Annotated in this window: 21 protein-coding genes and 1 pseudogene; 6 read left to right on the top strand and 16 right to left on the bottom strand. The window is 42.8% G+C overall.

Annotation, left to right across the window (positions count from 1 at the left end):
- Positions 1–23: 23 nt before the first annotated feature.
- The 5 genes from NEE14_RS14065 to NEE14_RS14045 form a co-directional block, all read right to left on the bottom strand.
- Positions 24–2,033: a hypothetical protein gene (locus NEE14_RS14065; RefSeq protein WP_251968585.1), complete on the bottom strand. Its 2,010-nt coding sequence runs from the start codon at positions 2,031–2,033 to the stop codon at positions 24–26.
- Positions 2,034–2,045: 12 nt separating this feature from the next.
- Positions 2,046–2,408, bottom strand: a complete 363-nt coding sequence (locus NEE14_RS14060; RefSeq protein WP_251968584.1) for a hypothetical protein — start codon at positions 2,406–2,408, stop codon at positions 2,046–2,048.
- 135 nt (positions 2,409–2,543) lie between these two features.
- Positions 2,544–2,924, bottom strand: coding sequence for a hypothetical protein (locus NEE14_RS14055; protein WP_146348599.1), 381 nt, complete (start codon positions 2,922–2,924; stop codon positions 2,544–2,546).
- Between the two features lie 22 nt (positions 2,925–2,946).
- Positions 2,947–3,162, bottom strand: a complete 216-nt coding sequence (locus NEE14_RS14050) for a DNA-directed RNA polymerase subunit beta (RefSeq protein ID WP_251968583.1) — start codon at positions 3,160–3,162, stop codon at positions 2,947–2,949.
- Positions 3,163–3,170: 8 nt separating this feature from the next.
- On the bottom strand, positions 3,171–3,377 hold the full coding sequence (locus NEE14_RS14045) for a hypothetical protein (protein ID WP_008620891.1): 207 nt from the start codon (positions 3,375–3,377) through the stop codon (positions 3,171–3,173).
- 154 nt (positions 3,378–3,531) lie between these two features.
- Between NEE14_RS14045 and NEE14_RS14040 the strand changes: the two genes are divergently transcribed.
- The gene (locus NEE14_RS14040; RefSeq protein WP_251968582.1) at positions 3,532–3,954 is read left to right on the top strand and encodes a helix-turn-helix domain-containing protein; all 423 of its coding nucleotides are present in this window, start codon (positions 3,532–3,534) and stop codon (positions 3,952–3,954) included.
- Between the two features lie 429 nt (positions 3,955–4,383).
- On the opposite strand, the gene NEE14_RS14035 is transcribed toward NEE14_RS14040, so the two are convergent.
- From NEE14_RS14035 to NEE14_RS14020, 4 genes and pseudogenes are all read right to left on the bottom strand, one after another.
- Entirely contained in the window at positions 4,384–4,617 is a 234-nt protein-coding gene (locus NEE14_RS14035) for a hypothetical protein (RefSeq protein ID WP_251968581.1), read from the bottom strand.
- A 332-nt stretch (positions 4,618–4,949) separates the two neighbouring features.
- A pseudogene (locus NEE14_RS14030) lies at positions 4,950–6,068 on the bottom strand (IS1182 family transposase); the annotation flags it as partial.
- A gap of 149 nt (positions 6,069–6,217) precedes the next feature.
- Positions 6,218–8,668: a glycoside hydrolase family 95 protein gene (locus NEE14_RS14025; RefSeq protein WP_251967274.1), complete on the bottom strand. Its 2,451-nt coding sequence runs from the start codon at positions 8,666–8,668 to the stop codon at positions 6,218–6,220.
- 21 nt (positions 8,669–8,689) lie between these two features.
- Entirely contained in the window at positions 8,690–10,537 is a 1,848-nt protein-coding gene (locus NEE14_RS14020) for an ABC transporter ATP-binding protein (protein ID WP_251967273.1), read from the bottom strand.
- Between the two features lie 263 nt (positions 10,538–10,800).
- Here NEE14_RS14020 and NEE14_RS14015 point away from each other — a divergent pair, with 263 nt between their 5' ends.
- A complete protein-coding gene (locus NEE14_RS14015) occupies positions 10,801–13,182 on the top strand; it encodes a glycoside hydrolase family 3 N-terminal domain-containing protein (RefSeq protein WP_251967272.1) in 2,382 nt (793 codons plus the stop codon).
- Positions 13,183–13,245: 63 nt separating this feature from the next.
- Entirely contained in the window at positions 13,246–15,087 is a 1,842-nt protein-coding gene (locus tag NEE14_RS14010; protein ID WP_251967271.1) for a glycoside hydrolase family 13 protein, read from the top strand.
- Between the two features lie 103 nt (positions 15,088–15,190).
- On the opposite strand, the gene NEE14_RS14005 is transcribed toward NEE14_RS14010, so the two are convergent.
- The 7 genes from NEE14_RS14005 to NEE14_RS13975 all read right to left on the bottom strand — a co-directional run bounded on the left by NEE14_RS14005 (position 15,191) and on the right by NEE14_RS13975 (position 21,641).
- Positions 15,191–15,949 carry a glycerophosphodiester phosphodiesterase gene (locus NEE14_RS14005; RefSeq protein ID WP_251967270.1) on the bottom strand — a complete coding sequence of 253 codons (759 nt, stop codon included), beginning with the start codon at positions 15,947–15,949 and terminating at the stop codon, positions 15,191–15,193.
- Between the two features lie 28 nt (positions 15,950–15,977).
- The gene (locus NEE14_RS14000) at positions 15,978–16,760 is read right to left on the bottom strand and encodes a glycoside hydrolase family 16 protein (protein ID WP_251967269.1); all 783 of its coding nucleotides are present in this window, start codon (positions 16,758–16,760) and stop codon (positions 15,978–15,980) included.
- Positions 16,761–16,763: 3 nt separating this feature from the next.
- Complete coding sequence (locus NEE14_RS13995) at positions 16,764–17,456, bottom strand: YjjG family noncanonical pyrimidine nucleotidase (protein ID WP_251967268.1); 693 nt, start codon at positions 17,454–17,456, stop codon at positions 16,764–16,766.
- The gene (locus NEE14_RS13990) at positions 17,456–18,328 is read right to left on the bottom strand and encodes a hypothetical protein (protein WP_251967267.1); all 873 of its coding nucleotides are present in this window, start codon (positions 18,326–18,328) and stop codon (positions 17,456–17,458) included. Before NEE14_RS13990 ends, NEE14_RS13995 begins: the two co-directional genes overlap by 1 nt.
- Positions 18,329–18,347: 19 nt before the next feature.
- Positions 18,348–19,055, bottom strand: a complete 708-nt coding sequence (gene rsmI, locus NEE14_RS13985; protein WP_251967266.1) for a 16S rRNA (cytidine(1402)-2'-O)-methyltransferase — start codon at positions 19,053–19,055, stop codon at positions 18,348–18,350.
- A gap of 104 nt (positions 19,056–19,159) precedes the next feature.
- Entirely contained in the window at positions 19,160–19,918 is a 759-nt protein-coding gene (locus NEE14_RS13980) for a hypothetical protein (protein ID WP_251967265.1), read from the bottom strand.
- 307 nt (positions 19,919–20,225) lie between these two features.
- Entirely contained in the window at positions 20,226–21,641 is a 1,416-nt protein-coding gene (locus NEE14_RS13975) for an ATP-dependent DNA helicase (protein ID WP_251967264.1), read from the bottom strand.
- Positions 21,642–21,732: 91 nt separating this feature from the next.
- On the opposite strand from NEE14_RS13975, the gene NEE14_RS13970 reads away from it, so the two are divergent.
- Genes NEE14_RS13970 through NEE14_RS13960 form a run of 3 tightly spaced genes read left to right on the top strand, consistent with a single transcriptional unit; the run spans position 21,733 to position 23,797 of the window.
- Positions 21,733–22,422, top strand: coding sequence for a hypothetical protein (locus NEE14_RS13970; protein ID WP_251967263.1), 690 nt, complete (start codon positions 21,733–21,735; stop codon positions 22,420–22,422).
- 14 nt (positions 22,423–22,436) lie between these two features.
- On the top strand, positions 22,437–23,264 hold the full coding sequence (locus NEE14_RS13965) for a DUF3822 family protein (RefSeq protein ID WP_251967262.1): 828 nt from the start codon (positions 22,437–22,439) through the stop codon (positions 23,262–23,264).
- Complete coding sequence (locus NEE14_RS13960) at positions 23,252–23,797, top strand: RsmD family RNA methyltransferase (protein WP_251967261.1); 546 nt, start codon at positions 23,252–23,254, stop codon at positions 23,795–23,797. The genes NEE14_RS13965 and NEE14_RS13960 overlap by 13 nt, the downstream gene beginning before the upstream one ends.
- The last annotated feature ends 39 nt before the right edge of the window (positions 23,798–23,836 follow it).

Here is a 23,836-nt window from a genome sequence, read left to right as displayed (position 1 = left end):
ATAATGTTATTCTAATCGTATTCTTACATATCTCCAATAGCCATTGCCGCCATATTGGTCGGCTGCCATTCGTAAGCTTCATCGGGTTCTTCAGGAACAGGTGCCGTAGGTAATACAAGGCTTTCCGTTTCCTCATCTTCTTCCTCACGTTGGACCGGTGCCACACCTACCTGACCGATAGCGTTATCACGTACCCATTTGTCAAAGTGACTCATTATCTTTGCCTGTTCCGTATAAGCTGCCTTATCTTCTTCGGTCTGTTCCGCCATTACACGGCTATAAGTCACAACCGGGCGCACCTTGTCGATATAGCGGTCATTCTGATACAGGAACACATCAGTCGGTTTGCCTTCCTCATCCGGCAAATAGAAAGCCGTCACCTTGCGGTTATTAGGCTCCAACTTCTCAAGAACCTCCGGACCGCTCAGCCACCAGTCAGCGTACGCCACACGTACCGTACTGTTCCGTCTCACGCTTGTTTCCACCCTCTCGCCGATATAACGGCTCAGGGTCAGTTTGTCAAGCGGGCGCAGAGTCGGGTTGATCCTCGCCACAAGCACGTCCCAGCGGGTCATGCCCGGATATTTCTTCTGGTTGGGGTGCAGCGTGTTGTTCCATTCAGCACAATCCCTGCGGTCATCTGCCACAAGTTCCTCAAACGTATAATATTTCCTATCCTCGTAGGTATGGTTCCCACTGTCGCTGATTTTCTTCTGATCCACACGCCGTGCCCCTTTACCGTACCAACGACCCACCCCTTCATGGTTCTTATGGGCGATGGTAGTCTTGAACGCACCGTTCAACGGCTCAGCATATTTGTCCTGAGAGTTCAACGGTGCACAAAAACGCACAAACTTGAACACCTCACCGGCTTTCAGGAAGCCCTCCTTGTACTTGCTCATCAAATGCTGCTCCACCTCGATACCGGCAGGCATCCCCCACCCGTTACGCTCAATCAGGCGGAACATATCCCGGAAACAGGCAACCACAAGGGCTTCGTCTTTATCACGGCCGTAAGCAAGCCCCACACGGCACTGGCTTACCACATCGTAGGCATAATAAGCATGTACGTATTCACCACCCTTCATGCGACGCGGAAGATCCACGTCATCCATCGTAATCTGGGACAAGGAGAACTCCCCACTGTGGCGGTGCATGTGTGGCATTTGCTCGTGGTAGAATTCCGACCACCCACGACGCTTTTTCTCTATGAGTACCTGGTTGGCCGGCTTGTTCAAGATGTTGCGAATGGTACTTTCGCTCAGTTCTTTCGGATCACCGTTCTTATCCGTAAAATCGTTATGGTTGAATATTTCCCCGGTTTCCAAATCCCATACCTCCAACTCACCGCACACAAAGGAGATATACATCTCGTGTACGTCACTGCCATAAGGCTGGTTCGGCAGCACCGTGATGCTCAGCACGAGACGCTCGGTCTTGTAATCCACTTTCCTTGCGCACTGGTTACCGAACTTTCCACTGATAAGGCACTCATAACCGTACTGCTTGTACTCGTTCACCTTCTTTCGGAAACGCAAGGTACTCACCGGCAGATCATGCCCAAACTCTTCGCGCAGCGTCTCAATGGTAGTAGCCATCATGCTCCAATCATACTTCTCTCCCATTAACTTTCGATAATCACGACTACGATTGTACAACTTGATACAAGTATTCAGCACTGAAGCATTTATCGCATACTTTCTGGCAAGCTCATCAGAAGCCTTATCGCTGGACTGCCGGGCAGCCCAATCCATAAAGAAAGCGACGGCAGCCTGATCAAGTTCGTAATTCGATATTATCCAGCCACGCAAAAGAATAACGGCACCACCAGGATGTTTTTCATTTACTTGATCTTGATATTCTGTTGGAAGGCTATCGACAACAACCAAAGCGTAATTTCCCTTTCCACCACCGGAGCGAGCCATCTTCAGCCTGTTGCGTGCAGCAAGTTGACGGCAGTAATCCTGTGTCAAAATACCGTCAGCCTCAAGCTCACGTACCGATATGCAAAGTTTGTTATCGAAAAATTCCATACTCACACCTCCTTATTTCAATGCGGCCGCAAAATTTTGGATGCTGTTTATATTGGAAAATGTCACATTATCATAATGTCTCACCTCTTCCCCTTTATAAGTCACCACACCCGTGCTGTCGTTTTTACTGATCTCCAACAACGCGCCATTCGGAAAATATTGGCGTATCACGTTATCATGGTCGTGTAGTGTCTCCATAACCGGAGCCACCGCCATAACAATACCACCACGCTCACGGGCGGCCTTCTGGATCCTACGGATGGTATCCGTATCCTGTTCAAAACGCAGGGCTTTCCAAACTGTCACGTTGCTTACGTTGAAAGCCTTCGCCAAAAACTGACGATCCTCACTTGTTACATGAATATACTTCTTCATATTCCACTTATTTATAATACATTTTAACACCTTTGTAGAGTACAGGGAATCGAACCCTGACGCAAACAACCAGTACCCCATGTGTCTTTCCACACCGCCACCCATCTCTTAATGCCGCACGGGTTGTCAGCCATGTTATTTCAGATTTTCCTTTATGTATTCCTTATCTTCTTTCCACAAGGGCAAATCCATCTCCAGTTTCATGCGTGTCACTTTCTTTTGTCCGACAAGTTTCACCGCCTGTTTATAGAAGTCCGTATCCTCGTAGGCACACGCTTTGCCAATTAGAAATTCTGCCACCTCCTCGATGAGTGCCTGCTTTTGCTTATCCTGCAACTCAAAATTTACAGCTCTCGCATGAACATCACGCAGCACACTGCTGCCTCCGTGCTTCTTAAAATCCTTGCAGAACTCGTCCTTATCCATTGAGGTGTTCATATATACTGCATGGATGTAATCAAACTCTTCTGATGTGGGAACAACGCCTGCCCGTTCCATAAATTCCTTCTGTGTCATAATCTCACTTTTTTTATTGTTATTACTCTGCGTTTTCAACCTTGAAAGAAAAGCCCTGATCTGTCAGCACCTGCTTTACAAAATCCAAATCGTGTTTATCAACCGGGAAAAATACAGCTTGACAATCCACACTGGGATAAGACTTGATAGCAGTCTTCGTTGTCACTTTCTTAACCAATCCATAAAGAAGTTCGGCTGTTTCAACCGTTGCTTGCGCTATAATTACTTTCGCTTTCATTTTCTCACTTATTTAAATTCGTTTATAATCGGTTTCAAACTCACGCCGTAGCAGCTCATCAAGCGCCGAATAAGATTCTTTACATAAAAATCAGGTGCGGAAAACACAATCCCGGTCTCTTCAGTGTATCTGAAACTGATACCGTCCATCATCAACACGTAAGCTACTTTGTGCTTCACGCTTTGTGTCTGCCATTCTTTGATTTCTTCGTTCATTTTCTTTAAGTGCTAAAATTCGTTATTCTCGACCCTTTTTTGTATCTTTGGCCGCTCGTTAATTTCTTAACTCGATGCAAATATAATACGCATTTGCGAATAAACAAAGTTTTAAGAGTTAAATTATTCGCATTTGCGAAAAATAGATTCAATGATGAGTATAAACGAACGTTTAAAGACCATTATCGAAGAACAATATAATGGCAATAAAAGAGCCTTTTCTATGGCGATAGGAGTAACACCTACTGTCATTGAAAATGTAGTTGGTAGCCGTCAAGGAAAGCCCTCATTTGATGTACTTGAAAAAATATGCGCAAATGCGAATATTTCACCTGATTGGTTATTAATGAATAGGGGAAAGATGCTTTACACATCCCCACAAGACAGTTCTGTTACCACCAAAAGCCAGGCAGCTTCTGCCAATTTATCTCCAGATATGCTCACAGAACTTCTCAACCGTATCACAGAACAAGCAGCTGAAATAGGCCGTCTCAAAGAACAAATTCGCCAAATGAATCTTGAAAAAGGGAAACCTGCATCGGATGCGTACACTTCTGGAGATGCAAATGTAGGGTAGAGCGCACTTTTACCATCCGGAGAACATGAAACGTTACCCTGCGGATACCCCTAATCATACCTTCAGGTTCCCCTCCCTCGGTATTTCCCCTCCATCTACCCCATATAATCACCCCAAAAGAACTGATAATCCGTTATATAATAATGTGCAATTTTTGTAGGTGGTGGTTTTTAGGGTGGGTGTATCGAGGCTTATTTTACATCTATCATTCAAAAAACCATATTTTACCACACAGCCAACTACCCCATCTCAAAACCGTGTTTTGTCACTCCAAATACAAAAATCTGTCACTCCAAACTGTCACTCCAAGTGTCACCCCAAAGGGACAATCGTCCCTTTGGGGCACAAAAAAAGGAGACCATAAGTCTCCCCTACAAGAATAACTGCCGAATGGTGATTTTCTTTCGTTCTAATGCCATTCTAATCTATTCACCTATCTCCCCTCCTACTCCCTGAAATAAGCGTAGATTGCTTGATTATAGCCCTTTTAGTGCATACTGTACCATTACCGGACAGACCAGCATGTAACAAATAATTCTTGGTCGCACCCACCTGTTCCGCCGTCAAAACCGTATAAACAGCCGAAATACTACTAAAATACCAATCTCTTCGCTTTGTTCCGTCTATTCCGTGCGTCAAATGCACATGTACAACCTTTGCCATATCACTATATTTTATAGTGCAAATATACTAAATAATCATTATATGGAATATTTTAGAAATATATAATCCAAAACAAGGCATAAAAAAAGCGGCCTACAACCGCTATCTTCCTCTCCTGCTTACACACCATGTAAACTTCATGTAAGCCCATTTAAAGCAATCGCCAAACCGATGCAACCAAAACAGCCCTCCACGTAAACAGAAATTAAACCTGCGTAAACGTTTCGTTTTGCGGGAGTTCCTTCTATCCTTCCCCGTAACCTATTGTATTATAAAGCGATGTGTTGTTTTATTCAATATATCGTTTTATACGCTTCGTTCTGTGCCCCGTATTTAAAAGGATTCGGTTTAAATCTTGGCCGCTGCTCCATGTGGAAATAATTGTATTTGACGTATGCTTCCATCCCGTTTTCCGACATAAAGTGGTAATTCTCTTCTGATCCGTAACCGGAATCAGCAACCACCGTATGAGCCAACTGGCCGTATCTGTCGGCAAAGGACTTCAGGAAGGGAATCATCGTCAAGGTGTCAGTCGGATTCGGGAAAAGAGAATAATCGATAATGAATTGATTTTCCGTAGCAATCTGAAGATTATATCCGGGTTTTGTCTGACCGTTGCGCATGGCATCCTCCTTCATTCTCATAAAGGTGGCCTCTTTGTCTGTCTTGGAATAAGAGTTGCGGTCCTGAAGATTGTCCAGATGGTTATTGTATTCCTGAAGCTTATCTCTATGTGCTTCCAGTTCTTTCAGCTGCCTGCGTTTCTTTCTCAGTGCAGATTTCTGCTCTTTCGTGGATGGTTCTGAAGCCTGTTCAAGGGCATTGCGTAATTCTCCTGCCATTTCTGTCAGCATGGAAGGGGAAAACTCAATTTCCTCGTTGTTTTCCGAAGCTTTTTCCTGAGCGATGACGTCATCTATTTGGCTTAACAAAACACTGATTTTCTTCATCAGTCGTTCACGGTTTCGCTCAACGCTCTTCCGCCATACAAAAGTATATTTGTTGGCCTTGGACTCAATCTTTGTTCCGTCAATATATTCCACATTCAGACTGATGAAACCTTTGGATGAAAGCAGAAGTACGGTTTGGGTAAACACTTCGTTAATTTCCTTCTTCACCCGGTTACGGAAACGGTTGATAGTAATGAAGTCCGGTTTCTCATAACCGGCTAACCATATGTAATGGATATCACGACGAAGATGCTTTTCTATTTTCCGGCAGGAGTATATATTGTTCATATAGGCATACAAGATAACCTTTAGCATCATCTTGGGATGGTAAGGACTACGGCCGTATTCTTTGTATAACTTCCTGAAACCTTCAAGATTCAGGCTTTCAACCAAAGCGTCAACCATGCGTACAGGATCGTTTTCTGCAATATCTTCATCGATTCTTTGCGGAAAAAGTACCGTTTGGTTGGGAGTGTATGGACGAAAATGTATCTTTGTCATATGTGTAAATCTTTATGCTTAAAGATACAAAATCTTTAGGTAATAACAAAGCCCCAGCTTGTGAAAGTCGGGGCTTTGTGCTAAAAAAGAAGGTGTGCTTTTTGACACACCTTCTTTTTTATATACAATAATATAATTGTATTATGCTATTAATATAATACAGCAAGTTCATCACCAATTTGCATATCAATCATGATCATCCCATCAACCACTGGCAAAGAAACCGCTTTCTGATTTAACAGCAAACTGACAGGAGCTGATTTTTCCCGAGGAAGCTTTACACGGAAATTTCCTTTACAAAGAGCTTTTACTCTCATTACTTCTACTTTTCCATTCTTCCATTCCGCCGATACTTCTGCACCGCCCCGAGCCTTTAATCCTGAAAAACTTCCATTCGGCCAGGCCGCAGGTAATGCCGGTAGCACTTCAATACAGTCATTCTGACTTTGAAGCAACATTTCAGCCATACCAGCACAACCACCAAAATTACCATCTATCTGAAAAGGAGGATGTGCACAGAAAAGATTAGGATACGTTCCTCCGCCATTCACCATATTTGTACCTGTATCTACACAAGGACGTAGTAAATCCGTCAGTAACTTCCAGGCATGATCTCCATCATGCAGGCGAGCCCAGAAATTAATCTTCCAGGCCATCGACCAACCCGTACTTTCATCACCTCGTATTTCCAAAGTCTTACGGGCAGCCTCAGCTAATTCTGGTGTCTTATCCAATAAAATCTCATTCCCCGGATATAATCCATACAAATGAGAAACATGACGATGATGCGGTTCTACCTCTTCATATTCCTGTAACCACTCCATAATACGTCCGTCTTTTCCAATAGATGTCGGCATCAGGCGAGCCTTCTTTTCGGCCAAGATCTTAACAAAATCCGAATCTGTACCCAATACTTCTGCAGACGCAATCGTATTAGTAAAAAGCTCACGAATAATCTGATTATCCATAGTCGAACCCGCACAAATGCTTACAGTATTTCCATTCAACCGATAAGCATTCTCTGGTGAAGTTGTCGGTGCTGTTACCAGGTACTTCGACTTAGGGTCTTCCACCAGCATATCAACAAAGAACTGAGCAGCACCACGCATGGTTGGATAAACATCAGCCAAATAAGCCGTATCTTTCGTATACAAATAATGCTGATATAAATGTTCGCATAACCAAGCTGCAGAAGTATTGGTCGCTCCCCACGACGGATGTTCTCCTGGAGCCGTAAATTCCCACACATTTCCCAAAATGTGTGTTACCCAACCCCGGGCATTATAATAAGCCTTCGCTGTGCGTTCACCACTTGCCACCTGTTTCTTAGTCCATTCAATCAAAGGCATATGTAATTCTGATAAGTTGGTAACTTCAGCCGGCCAATGATTCATCTGCAAATTAATATTCAAATGATAATCGCCATTCCACGGCGTATGAATCGTATGACACCACAGACCCTGCAAATTAGGAGGCAACAAACCTAACCGCGTAGATGAGATTAACAAATATCGCCCAAACTGAAAATATAAAGCTTGTAAACCTGGATCATTTTTATCCTGCGCAAAGGCGGCTAATCGTTTATCTATTGGCCAAAAATCACGTTCTGAACTTCCTAAATCTAAAGAAACACGATTAAAATACTGCTGATAGGCAGACGAATGTTCCCGTTCGAGTGCCATATAACTTTTTCCGGCAGCCTCATCAAGCAGCTGTGAAATCCGTTCAAGATAATCCGATGCAAAATAGTCTGTTGCCATACTAACCAACAGGATGGCTTCAGATGCATTCTGTACGGTAATCCGGCTACTGTCGGTTACGATTAAACCACCTTTAGGCAAAACCACCCGTGTACAAGCCGCAAACTTCATTCCTCGACAAGCCGTTGTATCAACGCCATCCGGCAATTGACCTTCCAGCCATAAATCATTTCCCTCCAAACGCAAGATTGCATGTTCAGGGCGATTCATTGTATAAGAGAAATTCAAAGCTTTCTCCACATCAGCCGTCAGATGAATCACTCCAACATCTTGCGTAAACGAAGTAAACGATTCCCTCATAAAAGTAACACTGCCACGTTTGAAGGAAGTAGTAGATACGGCATCTTCCAAATTCAGTTGTCTGCGATAATTTGAGACAGAATCTGTTGAATTGTATTGGTACTGAATATCCAAATTACCTAACAACTGATAACTTCCATAGGGAACTTCTGCTCCATCACCCAGTCCACTGCCGGCACCTTTACAGACAAATGTCTGATACATCAATTGCTGTGCCTCATCATTCCGGCCTTCAAACAGCAACCGACGTATGGTCGGCAAAGCATAGCTCGCTTGAGGGTTATCCGTATCCTGTTTACAACCAGACCAAAGAGAAATCTCATTCAATACAACCTGCTCCTTATCGAGTCCGCCATCAGGCATCATCCCCAACCGGCCATTTCCCAGTGGGAGGCATTCTTCCCACATTCGTGCCGGCCTGTCAAAATAATAAACGGACGAATGGACTCTCTTTACCTGCCAGTCTTCACATGAAAATAATCCCAGCAGAAGGAGCATACAGCAACTGCCACGGAATATTTTACTTACCAGTTTTTTCATTATCTACCTGTATTATTTAAGTTAGAAACTTTGCATATCACACAAACGCTTATAATAGCCATTCAGTTTCAGTAAATCTTCATGGCAACCACGTTCAACAATTTCACCTTCGTGCATGACACATATTTCATCTGCATTCTTTATCGTCGACAAACGATGCGCAATAACAATAGTTGTTCGATTACGCATCAAATTTTCCAAAGCTTCCTGAACCAGATGCTCTGACTCCGTATCCAAAGCAGAAGTAGCTTCATCTAAAATCAAAATAGGAGGATTCTTTAAAATAGCACGAGCAATACTGATTCGCTGACGCTGTCCTCCCGACAGTTTTCCTCCTCGATCACCAATATTCGTATCATAACCATTCTCGGAAGCCATGATAAAATCATGTGCATTGGCTATTTTCGCCGCTTCTTCTACTTCCTCTCTCGTTGCTCCTTCAACGCCAAAAGCTATATTATTGTAAAAGGTATCATTAAATAATATAGCCTCCTGGTTTACATTTCCCATCAGGCCTCGCAAATCGACCAACTTCACCTGGCGAATATCAGTATCATCGATCGTTATTGAACCTTCTGAAACATCATAGAAACGAGGCAGCAGATCAACTAATGTACTTTTTCCTGAACCGGACTGCCCCACCAGCGCAATCGTCTTGCCTTTAGGAATTGTCAAGTTGATTCCTTTCAGCACCCAGTCATTCCGATAACGGAACCAGACATTCCGATATTCAATAGAACGTGTAAATGATACCGGCTTTGGCTGCTCCGGATCATTAATATCCGACTGGGCCATCAATATCTTATCAATTCTCGTCATTGAAGCCAATCCTTTTTGTATCGCATAGGCCGCTTTACTCAAATCTTTCGCCGGATTGATGATGCTATAGAAAATCACCAAGTAATAAATAAAAGTTGCCGCATCAATCGAACTGTTATTGCTCAAAATCAGTGAACCGCCATACCACAAGACAATAGCAATGGTTGCTGTCCCTAAAAATTCACTCATCGGATGAGCCATCTGCTGACGGCGATATACCCGTGTTGTCGTCTGACGAAACTGTTCATTGGCACGTTCAAAACGATCTTGTATCTTTTTCTCCGCATTAAAGGCCTTGATAATGCGTAATCCACCCAAAGTTTCTTCTATTTGGCTCATCAACGCTCCCCACTGTTGTTGACCTTCCAGCGAACGGCGTTTCAGTTTCTTTCCGACCTGTCCCATTACATATCCCGCAAAAGGGAGCAAAATAAATACGAACAACGTCAATTGCCAACTAATTAAAATCATGCCCACCAGATAAATAGTTATCAATATAGGATTCTTAAATAACATATCCAGTGAACTCATAATAGATGCTTCTATTTCATTCACATCGCCTGAGACGCGTGCCAGAATATCTCCTTTTCGTTCTTCCGAGAAAAAGCCTAAAGAAAGTTGTGTAATTTTCCGGTTGATCTGATTCCGGATATCACGAACCACACCCGTACGAATGGGAATCATCATATAAAATGCCAGATACATGGAAGCAACCTTCAGGAAGGTCATGACTACCAGGAAAACACCTAATACAATTAATGTAAACGAACCACCATCCCGTTCTATCAAATCACTTACAAACCAAAAGAAATTGTTTTTCCAAATTTCCGGTAAAGTTTTTATCGAATCCCAACTTCCCCAATCGATAGCCATAGGCATATATGTATAAATGCCTTTGTCTATTTTAAACAGAATCTGCAAAATAGGTATTATCAAGGCAAAAGAAAACAGATTCAAGATTGCAGAAAGTATATTAAACAGAATATTACCGACTAAATACTTCTTATAAGGAGGAACGAAGCGCTTCAATATGCGCAGAAAATCTTTCATAAGCTTTTATTATTTGAATACGTATTTCTCTCTTCAACCTAAAGACAAGCATGGAAGAGTGTGCGAATTTATAAAATATTCCAGTAATCATCGCTGTAATTCCAACTCATTGCACCAGTTACATGCAAATTAATCAATCATCAGAATCATGCGAAATCTACATGAATCATTATTAATTATTAATATAAGCAAACAGAGTTCAAGAATAAATAATTAATTAGCTACTTTTACTTCATTATATAATCTAAATCAGAAAAACAAATATGAGAATTACATCCATTTTACTTTGCTCACTATTAGGAGCATCTACATTAAGCTATGCGGCTAACCAGAAATCTAACATCTACCAGAAAGGTTGGATAGACTTCAACAAGAATCAAAAGAAGGACATCTATGAAGATCCGACAAAACCAATAGAAGATCGAGTCAATGATTTGCTTAATCAAATGACGCTGGAAGAAAAGACCGGCCAGCTATTAGCTGAATTCGGATGGCCACTTTTCAGTCGGGAAGGGAATAAAATAACACTGACGGATGAAGCCCGTAAAGTCGTTGTTGAACATGGAACAGGTAGTTTATGGGGTTTTATGCGTGCCGATCCTTGGACTCAAAAGACATTGAAGAATGGATTAAATACGCATTATGCCATTGAAGCGACAAACCTGCTCCAGCATTATTGCATAGAAGAAACCAGGTTAGGCATTCCAATGTTCTTGGCAGAAGAATGTCCGCACGGACATATGGCTATCGGAACGACCTCTTTTCCTACAGGCATCGGACAAGCATCAACGTGGAATCCGGATTTATTGCGCCGACTGGGAGCTGCTCAAGCCAAAGAAGTACGTAAACAAGGCGGACATATCGGCTATGGTCCTGTAATCGACCTGGCCCGAGATCCACGCTGGTCACGAGTTGAAGAGGGATTTGGGGAAGACACATATTTATCCGGAGAACTTGGAAAAGCCATTGTAGAAGGAATGCAGAACAACCCAGAATATCCCATCATTTCAACGGTTAAACATTTTACCGCTTATGGATGGACGGAAGGCGGACACAACGGAGGTGCCGCTCACATGGGAGAAAATGAAATGCAAGAAGTTATCCTTCCTCCGTTCCGTAAAGTTGTCGAGGCCGGCCTGCTGTCTCTTATGACATCCTACAATGAAATTGATGGAGTTCCGTGTACCGGAAATAAGAAGTTAATTACCGATTTACTGAAAGATACATGGAATTTCAAAGGTTTTGTGGTTTCAGATCTCTTTTCGATCGACGGGATGACAGGTCATGGTGTAGCCGGAAACTTAAAAGAAGCTGCCGATATTGCATTTCAGGCTGGAGTTGAATCAGACTTAGGTGGACAAGCCTACCGGAATTTACCGGAACTGGTTAAAGAAGGGAAAATATCAGAGAAACAGATTGACGAGGCCGTCAAGAAAATCCTTTACTTGAAATTTCAATGGAAACTGTTTGATGAACCATTTATAAACCCTAAAAATGAATTGACAGAAACTGAATTAAGCGAACATCGTGCATTGGCCCGTGAAGTGGCCCGCCAGTCTATTGTCTTGCTAAAGAATGAGAATCAGGTCTTACCTTTACAAAAAGATAAGATCCGTTCCATTGCCGTAATTGGTCCGAATGCAGATACTCCTTATAATATGTTGGGCGACTATACAGCACCCCAGCCAGAAGGCAGCGTCATCACGGTTCTGGACGGAGTTAAGAAAGCTGTACCTAACGCAGAAATAAACTATGCTAAAGGTTGTGCCATTCGAGACATGTCTGACGAAGGAATGGCTGAAGCCCGAGCTGCCGCCGAAAAGAGCGATGTCATCATATTGGTTTTAGGTGGATCCAGCGCCCGGGATTTCTCGGCCGAATTTGAAGCAACCGGAGCAGCAAAGGCCAGCAGGAATGAGTTAAGCGACATGGATAGCGGTGAAGGTAACGACCGCTGTACATTAGACTTGCTTGGCCGGCAGAATGAATTGCTAGATATGATGAAAGAAACCGGCAAACCACTGGTAGTCGTATTGATCAAAGGACGACCATTAGCGGTAGAAAACTGCCAGGAGAAAGCAGATGCGTTATTGGACGCCTGGTATCCGGGTGCTGAAGGTGGTAACGCAATAGCAGATGTCCTTTTCGGAGATTATAATCCGGCCGGACGATTAGCGATTTCTGTTCCTAAAAATGTCGGACAATTGCCTGTCTTTTATAATCCCAAACGGGGCGCAAACCGTAGAGGTTATATTGAAGGTGATGCCAATCCGCTATATCCATTTGGATACGGACTGAGTTATACGAGTTTCAGTTATGACCATATGGAAGTAACTCCAACAGATTCACATGTTAAAATCGCTGTTACCATTACTAATAAAGGTAACTATGATGGCGATGAAGTCGTCCAAGTATATGTAAAAGACGTGATTTCATCACACAGTACTCCAGAAAAGAATCTGAAAGCATTCAAACGCGAACACTTCAAAGCAGGAGAAAGCAAAGTGGTAGAATTGCTCGTAGACAAAAAGGAACTGGAATTATACCAGGGTAACGGCAAATGGGAACTTGAACCGGGAGAGTTTATCTTCATGGCTGGTGGGTCATCCGAATCATTACCGCTCAAGACAACAATTACTCTTTAATGGCTGTGAATAACAAGTTTTCTTATACCTTATTATATATGTAATCATTAAACAAACAGATATATGAAAAGGCTAATCTTATTAATCATGATCATCGGATGGATATCAAGCTCGGCTATGTCCATTGAAATTAAACGGTTAGAACCCGCCTGCTGGTGGATTGGAATGCAAAATCCGGAATTACAGCTAATGGTCTATGGAGACAACTTAGCAGGATCTGAGGTTGCTATAGATTATCCGGGAGTTACAATCAAAGAAGTGGTAAATGTAGAAAACCCCAATTATCTATTTCTTTACCTCAACATTTCGAAGGGAACTGCTCCTGGAACGCTCAACATCACTTTCCAAAAAGGAAAGAAGACACAAGTAAAGCATATTGAATTGAAAGAACGAAACCGTAAAGCCGGTGCAGCCGGCTTTACACCAGCCGATGTCATGTATTTAATTACGCCGGACCGTTTCGCTAATGCTGATTCATCAAATGACAATCTGGAAGATGTCAAGGTCGATCGTTCTAAACCCAACGCCCGTCATGGTGGTGACTTACGGGGAATCATCAACAAGTTAGACTATATTCAGGATTTAGGCTTCACAACGATCTGGCTGAATCCAGTCTTGGAAAATAAGATGCCGGGAGGTTCTTATCATGGATATGCGATTACAGACTTCTATCAGGTAGATCCTCGTTTTGGAAGTAACGAAGAATATGTAGAGCTGGTAGACAAAGCCCATGCAAAAGGTATGAAGGTCGTTATGGACATGATCTTCAATCATTGTGGAAGTTCTCATTGGTGGATGAAAGATCTACCGTGTTCCGACTGGCTGAATAATCAGTCGGAGTTTGTGCAGACAACTCATTTTAAATGGACAATCATGGATGTGCATGCACCCCAATCAGAAAAAGACCTTCTGGTTAAGGGCTGGTTTACTCGAGGTATGCCTGACTTAAACCAACAGAACAGACATCTTGCCCGTTATCTGATTCAGAATAGCATTTGGTGGATTGAATATGCCCGGATCGATGGTATCCGACAAGATACACATCCATATGCCGATTACAATTTTATGGCTGAGTGGTGCCAAGAAGTCGAAAGAGAATATCCCGATTTCAATATTGTTGGTGAAGCTTGGTACCCCAGAGGTAGTGCTTCTGCCTGGTGGCAAGCTGGTTCACCCATTAACGACAAAGACAGTCATCTGAAAACTGTTATGGACTTTGATTTAACCTTCACTTGCCAAAAGGCGTTCAACGAAGTCTGTTCCAGTCAGGAAGGATCAGAAGCCGGATTGTTTAAGATTTACGAAGTCATTGCCCAGGACTTTCTGTTCCCTGATCCCAACAATATTTTGATCTTCCTCGACAATCACGATCTGAGTCGCTTCTCTCAAAAGGGAGAAAGTGACCTGCGCAGATACAAACAGGCTATTGCTTTCTTATTAACGACTCGTGGCATTCCTCAAATTTATTACGGAACAGAGATTCTGATGTATGGGAATAAATCAGAAGGAGACGGGAACATCCGGAAAGATTTTCCTGGTGGCTGGGCTGGCGATCCTGTTGATGCATTTACTTCTGCTGGAAGAACAGAATTGCAGAACGAGGCATGGAACTATCTGCAGAAACTGTTGAAATGGAGACAACAATCTGAAGCTGTCACTACGGGTAAGTTAGTTCATTACACGCCGGATGGAAGCGGGTGTTATGTCTATGCCCGTATCAAGAATGATAAAACCGTACTCGTTATCATGAATGGTACCGATGAAAAACAGACTTTGGATATGAGCCGATTCCAAGAAGTCATTCAAGAAAAGCGCATCGGGCAAGATATTATCAGTGGTAAATCAATCAGTATTGATTCATCCCTGCCAGTTGATGCCCGCGGTGTCTACATTCTGGAGTTATAGGGAATAAACTGTTGCCTAACAAGATCATTATCCTACCGATAACAACACAATTGGCTGACTTCCGTGATGGAAGTCAGCCAATTGCCGTTTATAGTAAATCTTATTATTCAGCTTTGAGTTTATTAAACTCCAGAGGCTTGTCTGTCGTGATGAAATCAACGCCCTGATCCATCAGCGATTGCATTAAAACCGGATCGTTGACGGTCCAGACGTTTACTTTTACTCCAAGCTCTTTTGCTTCCTGTATCCAGGTAGGATTCTTTTCAAAGGCTTTATAATGGTAATCCATATCCATGCCCAAGCGCTTCAAATCGGCAGGAGAAACCTCGCCATTCAAATAAGCAACCGACGCATACGGAACACGGTCTACCAGTTCTTTACAGATATTCATACTGAAAGAGATATAATCAACCCGGTTTTCCAACTGATATTTCTCTATCAAGGCAACAACTGCATTGACAGCCCGGTCTTCATTGACAACCCGCTTATGAGGTTTGATTTCCACAACTAGCTTCATGTCCGGAAGCGTTGCAAACTTCTGCAGATAACTTTCAAAAGTAGGAATAACTTCTCCGTTCTGCAACTGGATGTCCTTTATCTGTTCATAAGACGCATCTTCAATTCGCATTCCCTGCACTTCATCATCGTGGTGTACTACCGGAATACCGTCAGCCGTAATAATTACATCCAACTCTGAACCATACGCATGTACTTCATGCGAAGCTTCAAGTGAAGCAATGGAATTCTGGGCTGATCCTTCCCGATCCCAGAAACCACGGTGCGCTACCAACTGTGTTTGAGCCGACAACGGCGAAAGTCCAGCCAACAATACAAAGGAACAAGTGAGTAATAACTTTTTCATGATTATGCTACATTTAATGTCTTACAGGTTATTTCTGATAAAAACGAACCCAGTCTATTTCCATTTCAACTGGTAAATCTTCCTTATACACGGCTCCAACCCATGAACCTCCTAGTTGCATGTCCAACAGTAAATAGTAAGGACGATCGAACGGGAATTGTCCTTTCTTGTCTGTTTCAATGCGCGGGTAAGTAAATGTATGGGTATCATTAATAAAGAAGCAAAGACTATCCGGATATAGTTCTACGGCATACACATTAAAGTCATCCCGGTTGATCAGGCCTGTACTTCCTTGTTTCGGATTATCCTTGATACCTTGTACATACGTATAATGTGAATGTACCGTCTGATAAGCAATCGAATCATTATTCAACCGCTCCATAATGTCAATCTCACCGCCATTCGGCCACTTTTCATCTTCCGGCAGCAACCAGAAAGCAGGCCATGCTCCTCGTGCACCATGCAAACGTGCATTGATTTCCAGACGTCCGTGTTCAAACAGTTTCTTTCCCTTACTGTACACACCACCCGTCAATACGGATGAGGTATCATTTTTCTGCGTATAATTCACCAACCCGCGCAGAATCAATTTCCCGTCGCGCATGGCATAACAAGAATCAAAATCAGACATATGCCGGTCCCAATCCGATGTTCCTCTCGGTATCTTACTCCACACAGCCGGGTCAAAAGCATCCGTCTGTTCAAAATTCTCTTCCCAGACTAATTTCCAATCTGATTTTTCCGACTGGCAACTTACTAAAAGTCCCACTCCGGCTATCCAGGAGACACAAGTAGTAATTAGTTTTTTCATAGGCTACAATATATTTTTGATTTCGTCTAACTTCTTTACGGTAAAGGTTGGAATAAAGCCTTTGGGAGGACAGTCCTTCGGATTAAACCAGATCTGATCTATGCGGGACTGGTAAGCACCTACGATATCAGCATCCCAACTGTCGCCAATCATCAACGATTCGTTCCGCCGTGAATTGGTATTCACCAACGCATAATCGAATATTCCTTTATGCGGTTTCTGTATGTTCGCATCTTCCGACAAGATCAAACGGTCAAAATAAGGAGCCAGCCCCGAATTCTGTAATTTCAGAGACTGAACCTCCCGAAATCCGTTAGAAAGAATAAACATCCGATAATTCGGACGCAGATATTCCAGCAGCTCGATGGCTCCCGGCACTAATCGTTTCTGCAAGGTCGTCCGATGCAGGAAGTCGTTATTTATCCGAAGAATTTCTTTCGGATCTTCGATTCCTAACGGACGAAACACATAACGGAAACGGTCGATTATCAAAGTCTGCCGATCAATTTCACCATTCCGGTATTTTGCCCACAGCTCTTCGTTGTGCGGCATATAGATAGCAAAAAATGCCTCGAAAGAGGCATAATGACGATCCATCTTATAATCGGCATATAGCTCTTTGAGGCATTCTTTATTATTATGATACGTATCCCAAAGCGTATCGTCTAAATCAATGAACAGGTTTTTATATTTCATCATCCAACTTCAATGACCAAATACCGGCTCAGGCTCCAGAATGTTTTCGGATCAGTAATCTTCAATGTCATATTACCGTCTTCATCCTTGACAAATTCATACGAGCCGTCCGGATGGTTCGACTGCAGTTTGGCTTTTGCAGCAAACAACGGAATCTCTGTTACTTCGCGGATATCAATAGTAATAAAATAATCTTTGTTGAAACCGTCCTGCAAAACTTTTGTCTTTGAGAAAATACCCTTCTTGCTCAAAATATTCTGGGCTTTCAGTTCTTTCGATGTACCAAAACAATAATAAGCCTTGTTCAATTCCTTGTCTTGCGCATCGATCTTTTCAGACTGGGCAGCAGTTGTTGTTGACAGGTTTTCCACATCTTCGTTCAATGAAGCTACCATATTGTCCAACTCCTGAATACGTACATTCTTGTTGGCCAGATCTTCCTGCAAAGCAACGATCTGTGCTGTCTTTTCATTCAATTCTTTTGACAGACGATTCACCATCTTCTGCAATGTCGCATTTTTATTGCCACTCTGGTTCAGCTTCTTCTGCAGCTCTTCAATCTGAGCCTTGTTCTTCTTCAAGGTTTCAGACACCAACTGCATGTTTTGTTTAATCTGTTCACGACGGCTCGGAGTCATTTCACCGCCGGCCTGTTGCTGAACAGACAAATAGTTCTCGGCATCCTTGATAGACTGGAAGCCGGTTTCAATATCATCTAAAGTCGCCAGCATTTCATTCAAGTCGCTGGTGGCTTTTGTATTTTCAATTCGAAGAGAATCATTCTCCGCCTTGAGTTTCTTATACTCCGCGGATTGCTGGCCACAAGAGGCCAACATCGCTGTACAAACACATGCTACTAATACCTTTTTCATTGCTTTTTCTTTTAGTTCGTTAAACTTCTTCTTCAGCTCTCTTGTCTTTTTTATTTTGTTTTAAGCCTGCTAATACGATGACAATTTCACCTTTTGGTTCATGTTCGGAGAAATGTTGAACAACTTCTTCCAATGTTCCCCGAACCGTTTCCTCATGAACTTTTGAAATCTCCCGTGAGACCGACACTTGCCTGTCTGCACCGAAAAACTCCATAAACTGCATGAGCGTCTTCACCAGTCTGTAAGGTGATTCATAGAAAATAATTGTACGTTCTTCTTCCGCCAGCTCCATCAAACGTGTCTGACGACCTTTCTTCTGCGGAAGAAAACCTTCAAAACAGAATTTCTCATTCGGCAAACCGGAAGCGACCAGTGCCGGGACAAACGCGGTCGCACCCGGCAGACATTCTACGTCCACACCTTGCCGCACACATTCACGCACCAGCATAAAACCCGGATCCGAGATAGCCGGTGTCCCCGCGTCAGATACCAAAGCGATATTCTCGCCGGCCTTGATCCGCGCAGCCAACTGCTCTACCGTTTTATGTTCGTTGAACTTATGATGCGACTGCATCTTATTCTGTATTTCAAAGTGCTTAAACAAAATTCCAGTTGTTCGCGTATCTTCGGCCAGCACCAAATCGGCTTCCTTCAATACTCGAATTGCCCGGAATGTCATATCTTCCAGATTACCAACCGGGGTCGGAACTACTGTTAATTTTGCCATATACTGTTTTTTGAGTTAACAAGTCTATTCGTTTTCAAGCTGTGGTCCGGCTGTTGTATAAACTTTTCCACGTAAAAACTGAATAACCCAGAAACTTATTTTAGTTAGATATATCTTTTCTCCAAAAGTTTAATGAAGTCGGTTACAGTTTCATTATTCATGTCCCACGACAAGTTTTTATCAATGAAACGAAGCGCTTCATCCAGGGAATCTATCTGATTCAAATCTGAAATCACCTGATTCATCTGTTCTTCATTACCATGGAAAAGATCACGGCGGAAACGGAAGCGGTCGTTCAAGCTGAATGCCTTACGGAAATCAGAAAGATTCTTCTTTTCCAACAGATCATTCAACGACACATTACCTTTCGCCATAACCGGGGCAGGCTGTGGAGCCTCAGCTGTTTTTTGAACCGGCTCCTTTACCGGCTCTTCACGCACGGACTCAGTCGGTGATTTGACTTCTTCCTTCTGAACCGGTTCTTCTATTATAGGCTCCGGCTCTTTCGGCAGAACAGTCTCTTTCACCTCTTCTTTTTTCTGTGACAACAAAGGTTCCGAATTTTCTATTTCCTGTTTTGTGGCAAGAATATCCTTCTTACAGGCTTCTGCCATACGCTGGTATTGGTCGAGAAGCACTGATAAATGGCTCAGTTCATCCTGCCGCTCTACCAGGCGGGTATTCATCTGCCGGATCTGTTCGTTTTCGATTTCCTTTATACCTTCCAAGATCGAATACGCCCGACTGCCTGACTTAAAAAGCAACTGGGCACCCGGCTCTTCTTCTGCCAACAGCTCTCCGATCAAACTTTCCAGTTCATGGACATCGGCAAGCAGTTGATTTAATTTCTCCCTATATACCATTTTATTCAACAAAACCTATTAATATCGCAAAAATATGTATTTCCACGGAATAATCAGACAACAAGTTCCAAATAAATCTTTTTTCTTCTACATTTCTTTCAGACAACAAAAAACAGAAGAAATTCCTTTCATAAAGATATTTCTTCATTCCTCACTTGGAATTCCTCCAGAACTGCCAAGACATTCTTTAATCCACGCCGCGGATTACTTAGTTCACGTCGTGAATTACTTAGTTCACGTCGTGGATTACTTAGTTCACGCCGTGAACTAAAGAATTACCCGTTAAGTTCGAAATTTTATCAGACTACTATTCCACAAAATCATCCGGCAGATTGACTAAATACAAGCGCTCGGTCGCACGCGTTATAGCTGTATACAGCCAGCGGTAAAAATCTTCTCCCAGCATTTCTTCCGTCATGTACCCGATATCTAAGAACACATATTTCCACTGCCCGCCCTGAGCTTTGTGACATGTAACGGCATACGCATATTTTACCTGAAGGACATTATAATGCGGATCCACTTTCATCTTCTTGATCTTCCCAGCCTTCGTCGGAACATCCGCATAATCTTCCAATACGGAATAGAAAAGCTTATCGTTCAATTCACGCGACAGAGAAGGCGTTTCGCTTTGCAGTGTATCCAAAAGTATTTTCGTTTCTAACTCTAAGTCGTAATCCTGAAAACGGACTAGCACATCCGCAAAACGAAAACCATACAATTCGTAGGTACGTCTTACCCGAACCACTTCCACAATCTCACCATTGGCGATGAAGTCCATCTCCTTCATCCCGGCCGTCCAGAAGTAATTGTTTTTGGAAACCATCAGCCGGTCGCCCGACGACAATTCTTCTTCGCGATACAGAATCCGGTTACGTATACCATTATTATATATGACAGCCCGCTTATTGGAACGGGTAATCACCATGGTTTCCTCCACGCCCTGCTGATTATAAGCAGAACCGATCTCTTCAATCAGATCTTCACCACCTATTTTCCTGAAATCCTGAAAACCGGCCAGCCTCAACTTCGGAAAAATCTCTACCTGATAGTTACGCAAAGCCTCCCGCAACCGCGTTGCATTAAACAAGATGCCCGAATCCTCCTGCTGACGGACTACTTGGGTCAATACGACTGTTGTCACCTCTAAATTATAGCCTCTGAGTATCTCCGGATTTAACGCCGGACTTTCAGTCTGCATCACCGGCGGGAGCTGTGCTTCATCCCCCATCAAGATCATCCGGCAGTTCTCCCCCGAATAAACGAAGTGAATCAGATCATCTAAAAGGCGACCAGATCCAAAAATATATGAATCTACCCCATCATTTGTTATCATAGATGCTTCATCTACAATAAAAATTGTATCTTTGTAGAAATTTGGTGCAGGAAGGAATCCGACCGGCTCATTAGAGAATGCTTTTTGCCGGTAGATTCGTTTATGAATGGTATAAGCTTTCTGCCCGGCATAGTTGGAGAATACTTTGGCAGCACGGCCGGTAGGTGCCAGTAACATTGTTTTCTGACCCAGTTCATGCAATGTTTTCACCAAAGCACCAATCAACGAGGTCTTTCCAGTTCCCGCATATCCCTTCAGCAACAACAACGAATCAGGAGTTGTAGCAAGGAGAAAGTCGGCTATTGATTCAAGAGCGAAACGCTGATCGGGAGTCGGATCATGTGGAAAATTCTGGCTGATTTTGCCTTTTAAGAAACTATTTATCATTTTATCGTAATAATTTTCGCGATAAAGGTAGTGTATTAAATATTCTTTTTTAAATTTGCCGAACGAAATAAATACAAAAATTATATAAACCATGAAAGTTGCATTGAAGATTTTATTGGTAGCCGCAGTAGTAGTGCTGGCTTACATGTGTTACAAGAGTATCACAGGTCCGATCGAGTTTAACCAGGAGAAAGAATTGCGCGACAAAGCTATTATCGCCAGATTGATTGACATCCGTAAAGCTCAGATCGAGTATAAGAATGTGTATAAAACACATGCTGCAAACTTCGATGACTTAGGCAAATTCTTGAAAACAGCAAAATTGCCTTTGGTCATAAAGGAAGGTGTCTTGAGTGATGAACAGCTGGAAAAAGGTATGACTGAAAAGAAAGCTGTTGCATTGATTGAAAAAGCAAAGAAAACTGGCAACTGGAGCGAAGTTGAAAAAGAAGGTTTGAAAGGTTTCAAACGTGATACAGCTTGGGTTCTGGCGAAAGATACTTTGCTGGGCAAAGATTATGATGTAGACAACATGCGTTACGTTCCGGGCGTTCCGGGTGACAAGATCGAATTCCACATGGATACAGCTACATTGAAATCTGGTTCAGGTTACGAAATCAAGGTATTCGTTTGCGAAGTACCGTATGATTCATATCTGCGCGGAATGTATCCTCAGTTGGAATACAACTTGAAAGACAAAGCTATCAAACAGAACAAATATCCGGGCTTGCGCGTTGGTTCATTGGAAGAAATCAACAACAATGCAGGTAACTGGGAATAATCAGTTATGTTTTTATGGCGGTTTTAATTCCGGAGTTATTATCGAAAGAATCTGAGAATTATATAGTGTCCATTCGGCTTTTGCCGGATGGACTTTCTTTTTCTGGATATAACCCACATATTAAAGGAAGTTTCTTTATCCATGAAGAGAAATGGAATCCGTCGGATTCTTACTTAAAACATTTGGAAGATTTCTTTTTCGCGCACGAATGCTTAGCGTATACCTTCAAACGCTTTTATGTCGTACAGGCAAATGCAGATTATACACTGGTGCCTCTTTCTCTTTTTTTAGAGAAAAAAGCGGATGAACTGTACTCATTTGTTTTCGGACATTCAGCAGACAGACAAATTTTACACCAGCCGCTAAAGGATGACAATCAGATAATCATCTACAGTATGGCACCCGATGTATACACGTTTTGTTCACGTTCGTTAGCCAACCCGGTCTTTGTTCATACACAGAGTGCCGTATTTCCTCTCTGGAAACAACGAAGCCTTACGAAGGCATGCCGGGTGATGTTTGCCTCACTTGCCGGCGGACGGCTGATAATAGCCTGCTATGAACAAGGGCAACTGCTGTTTACCAATTACTTTCAGGTAGCCGAATACAAAGAGATTCTCTACTATACCTTATATATATGGAAACAACAGCAATTTGATGTACAGGCAGACAGGCTGTATCTGTCAGGAGAAGCCCAGCAAACGAAGGAACTGAAAATGGCATTAAGCGCCTACATCATGAATGTAGACATATTTGATTATCCATCAGAAGTATATTTGATGGGAACCGAAATACTTCGTACACCCATTGATTTAATAGCTTTATATTTATGCGAATTATAAGTGGTATTTACGGCAAACGCCGGTTTGACGTGCCGTCGTCGTTCAGTGCCCGTCCGACAACTGATTTTGCAAAAGAGAATTTATTCAATGTGCTGTCAAATCTGATAGACTTTGAAGATTTAGACGCTCTCGATCTTTTTGCCGGCACAGGCAGTATCTCATTTGAATTACTATCCAGAGGCTGCCGGCAGGTCACTTCGGTCGAGAAGAACAATGCCCATGCGTCTTTTATAGCCAAAGTAGGAAAGGAACTGAAGACAAACGGACTGAATTTAATCCGTGGAGATGTATTCCGTTTTCTCCGTACGGCCCCGTCTCAAAGCTTTGATTTCATTTTCGCGGATCCGCCTTACGCATTAAAGGAATTACCTGAAGTTCCGGCCATGATCTTCGAACGTGATTTGTTACGGCCAGAAGGAATCTTTGTCATGGAACATCCAGCCAATTACGAATTCTCCCAGCTTCCGTACTTCGACCAGCATCGTGCTTACGGATCGGTCAATTTCAGTATTTTCCGAAAAGAAGAAGGATGATGCTTTCCCTCACCCGAAGGGAACATCATCTTTCGCTTT

This window comes from Parabacteroides sp. AD58 (genome assembly GCF_023744375.2).
Lineage (GTDB): Bacteria > Bacteroidota > Bacteroidia > Bacteroidales > Tannerellaceae > Parabacteroides > Parabacteroides absconsus.
The sequence above is the reverse complement of the archived record's forward strand: the minus strand, read 5'-3'. Positions and strand labels throughout refer to the sequence as shown.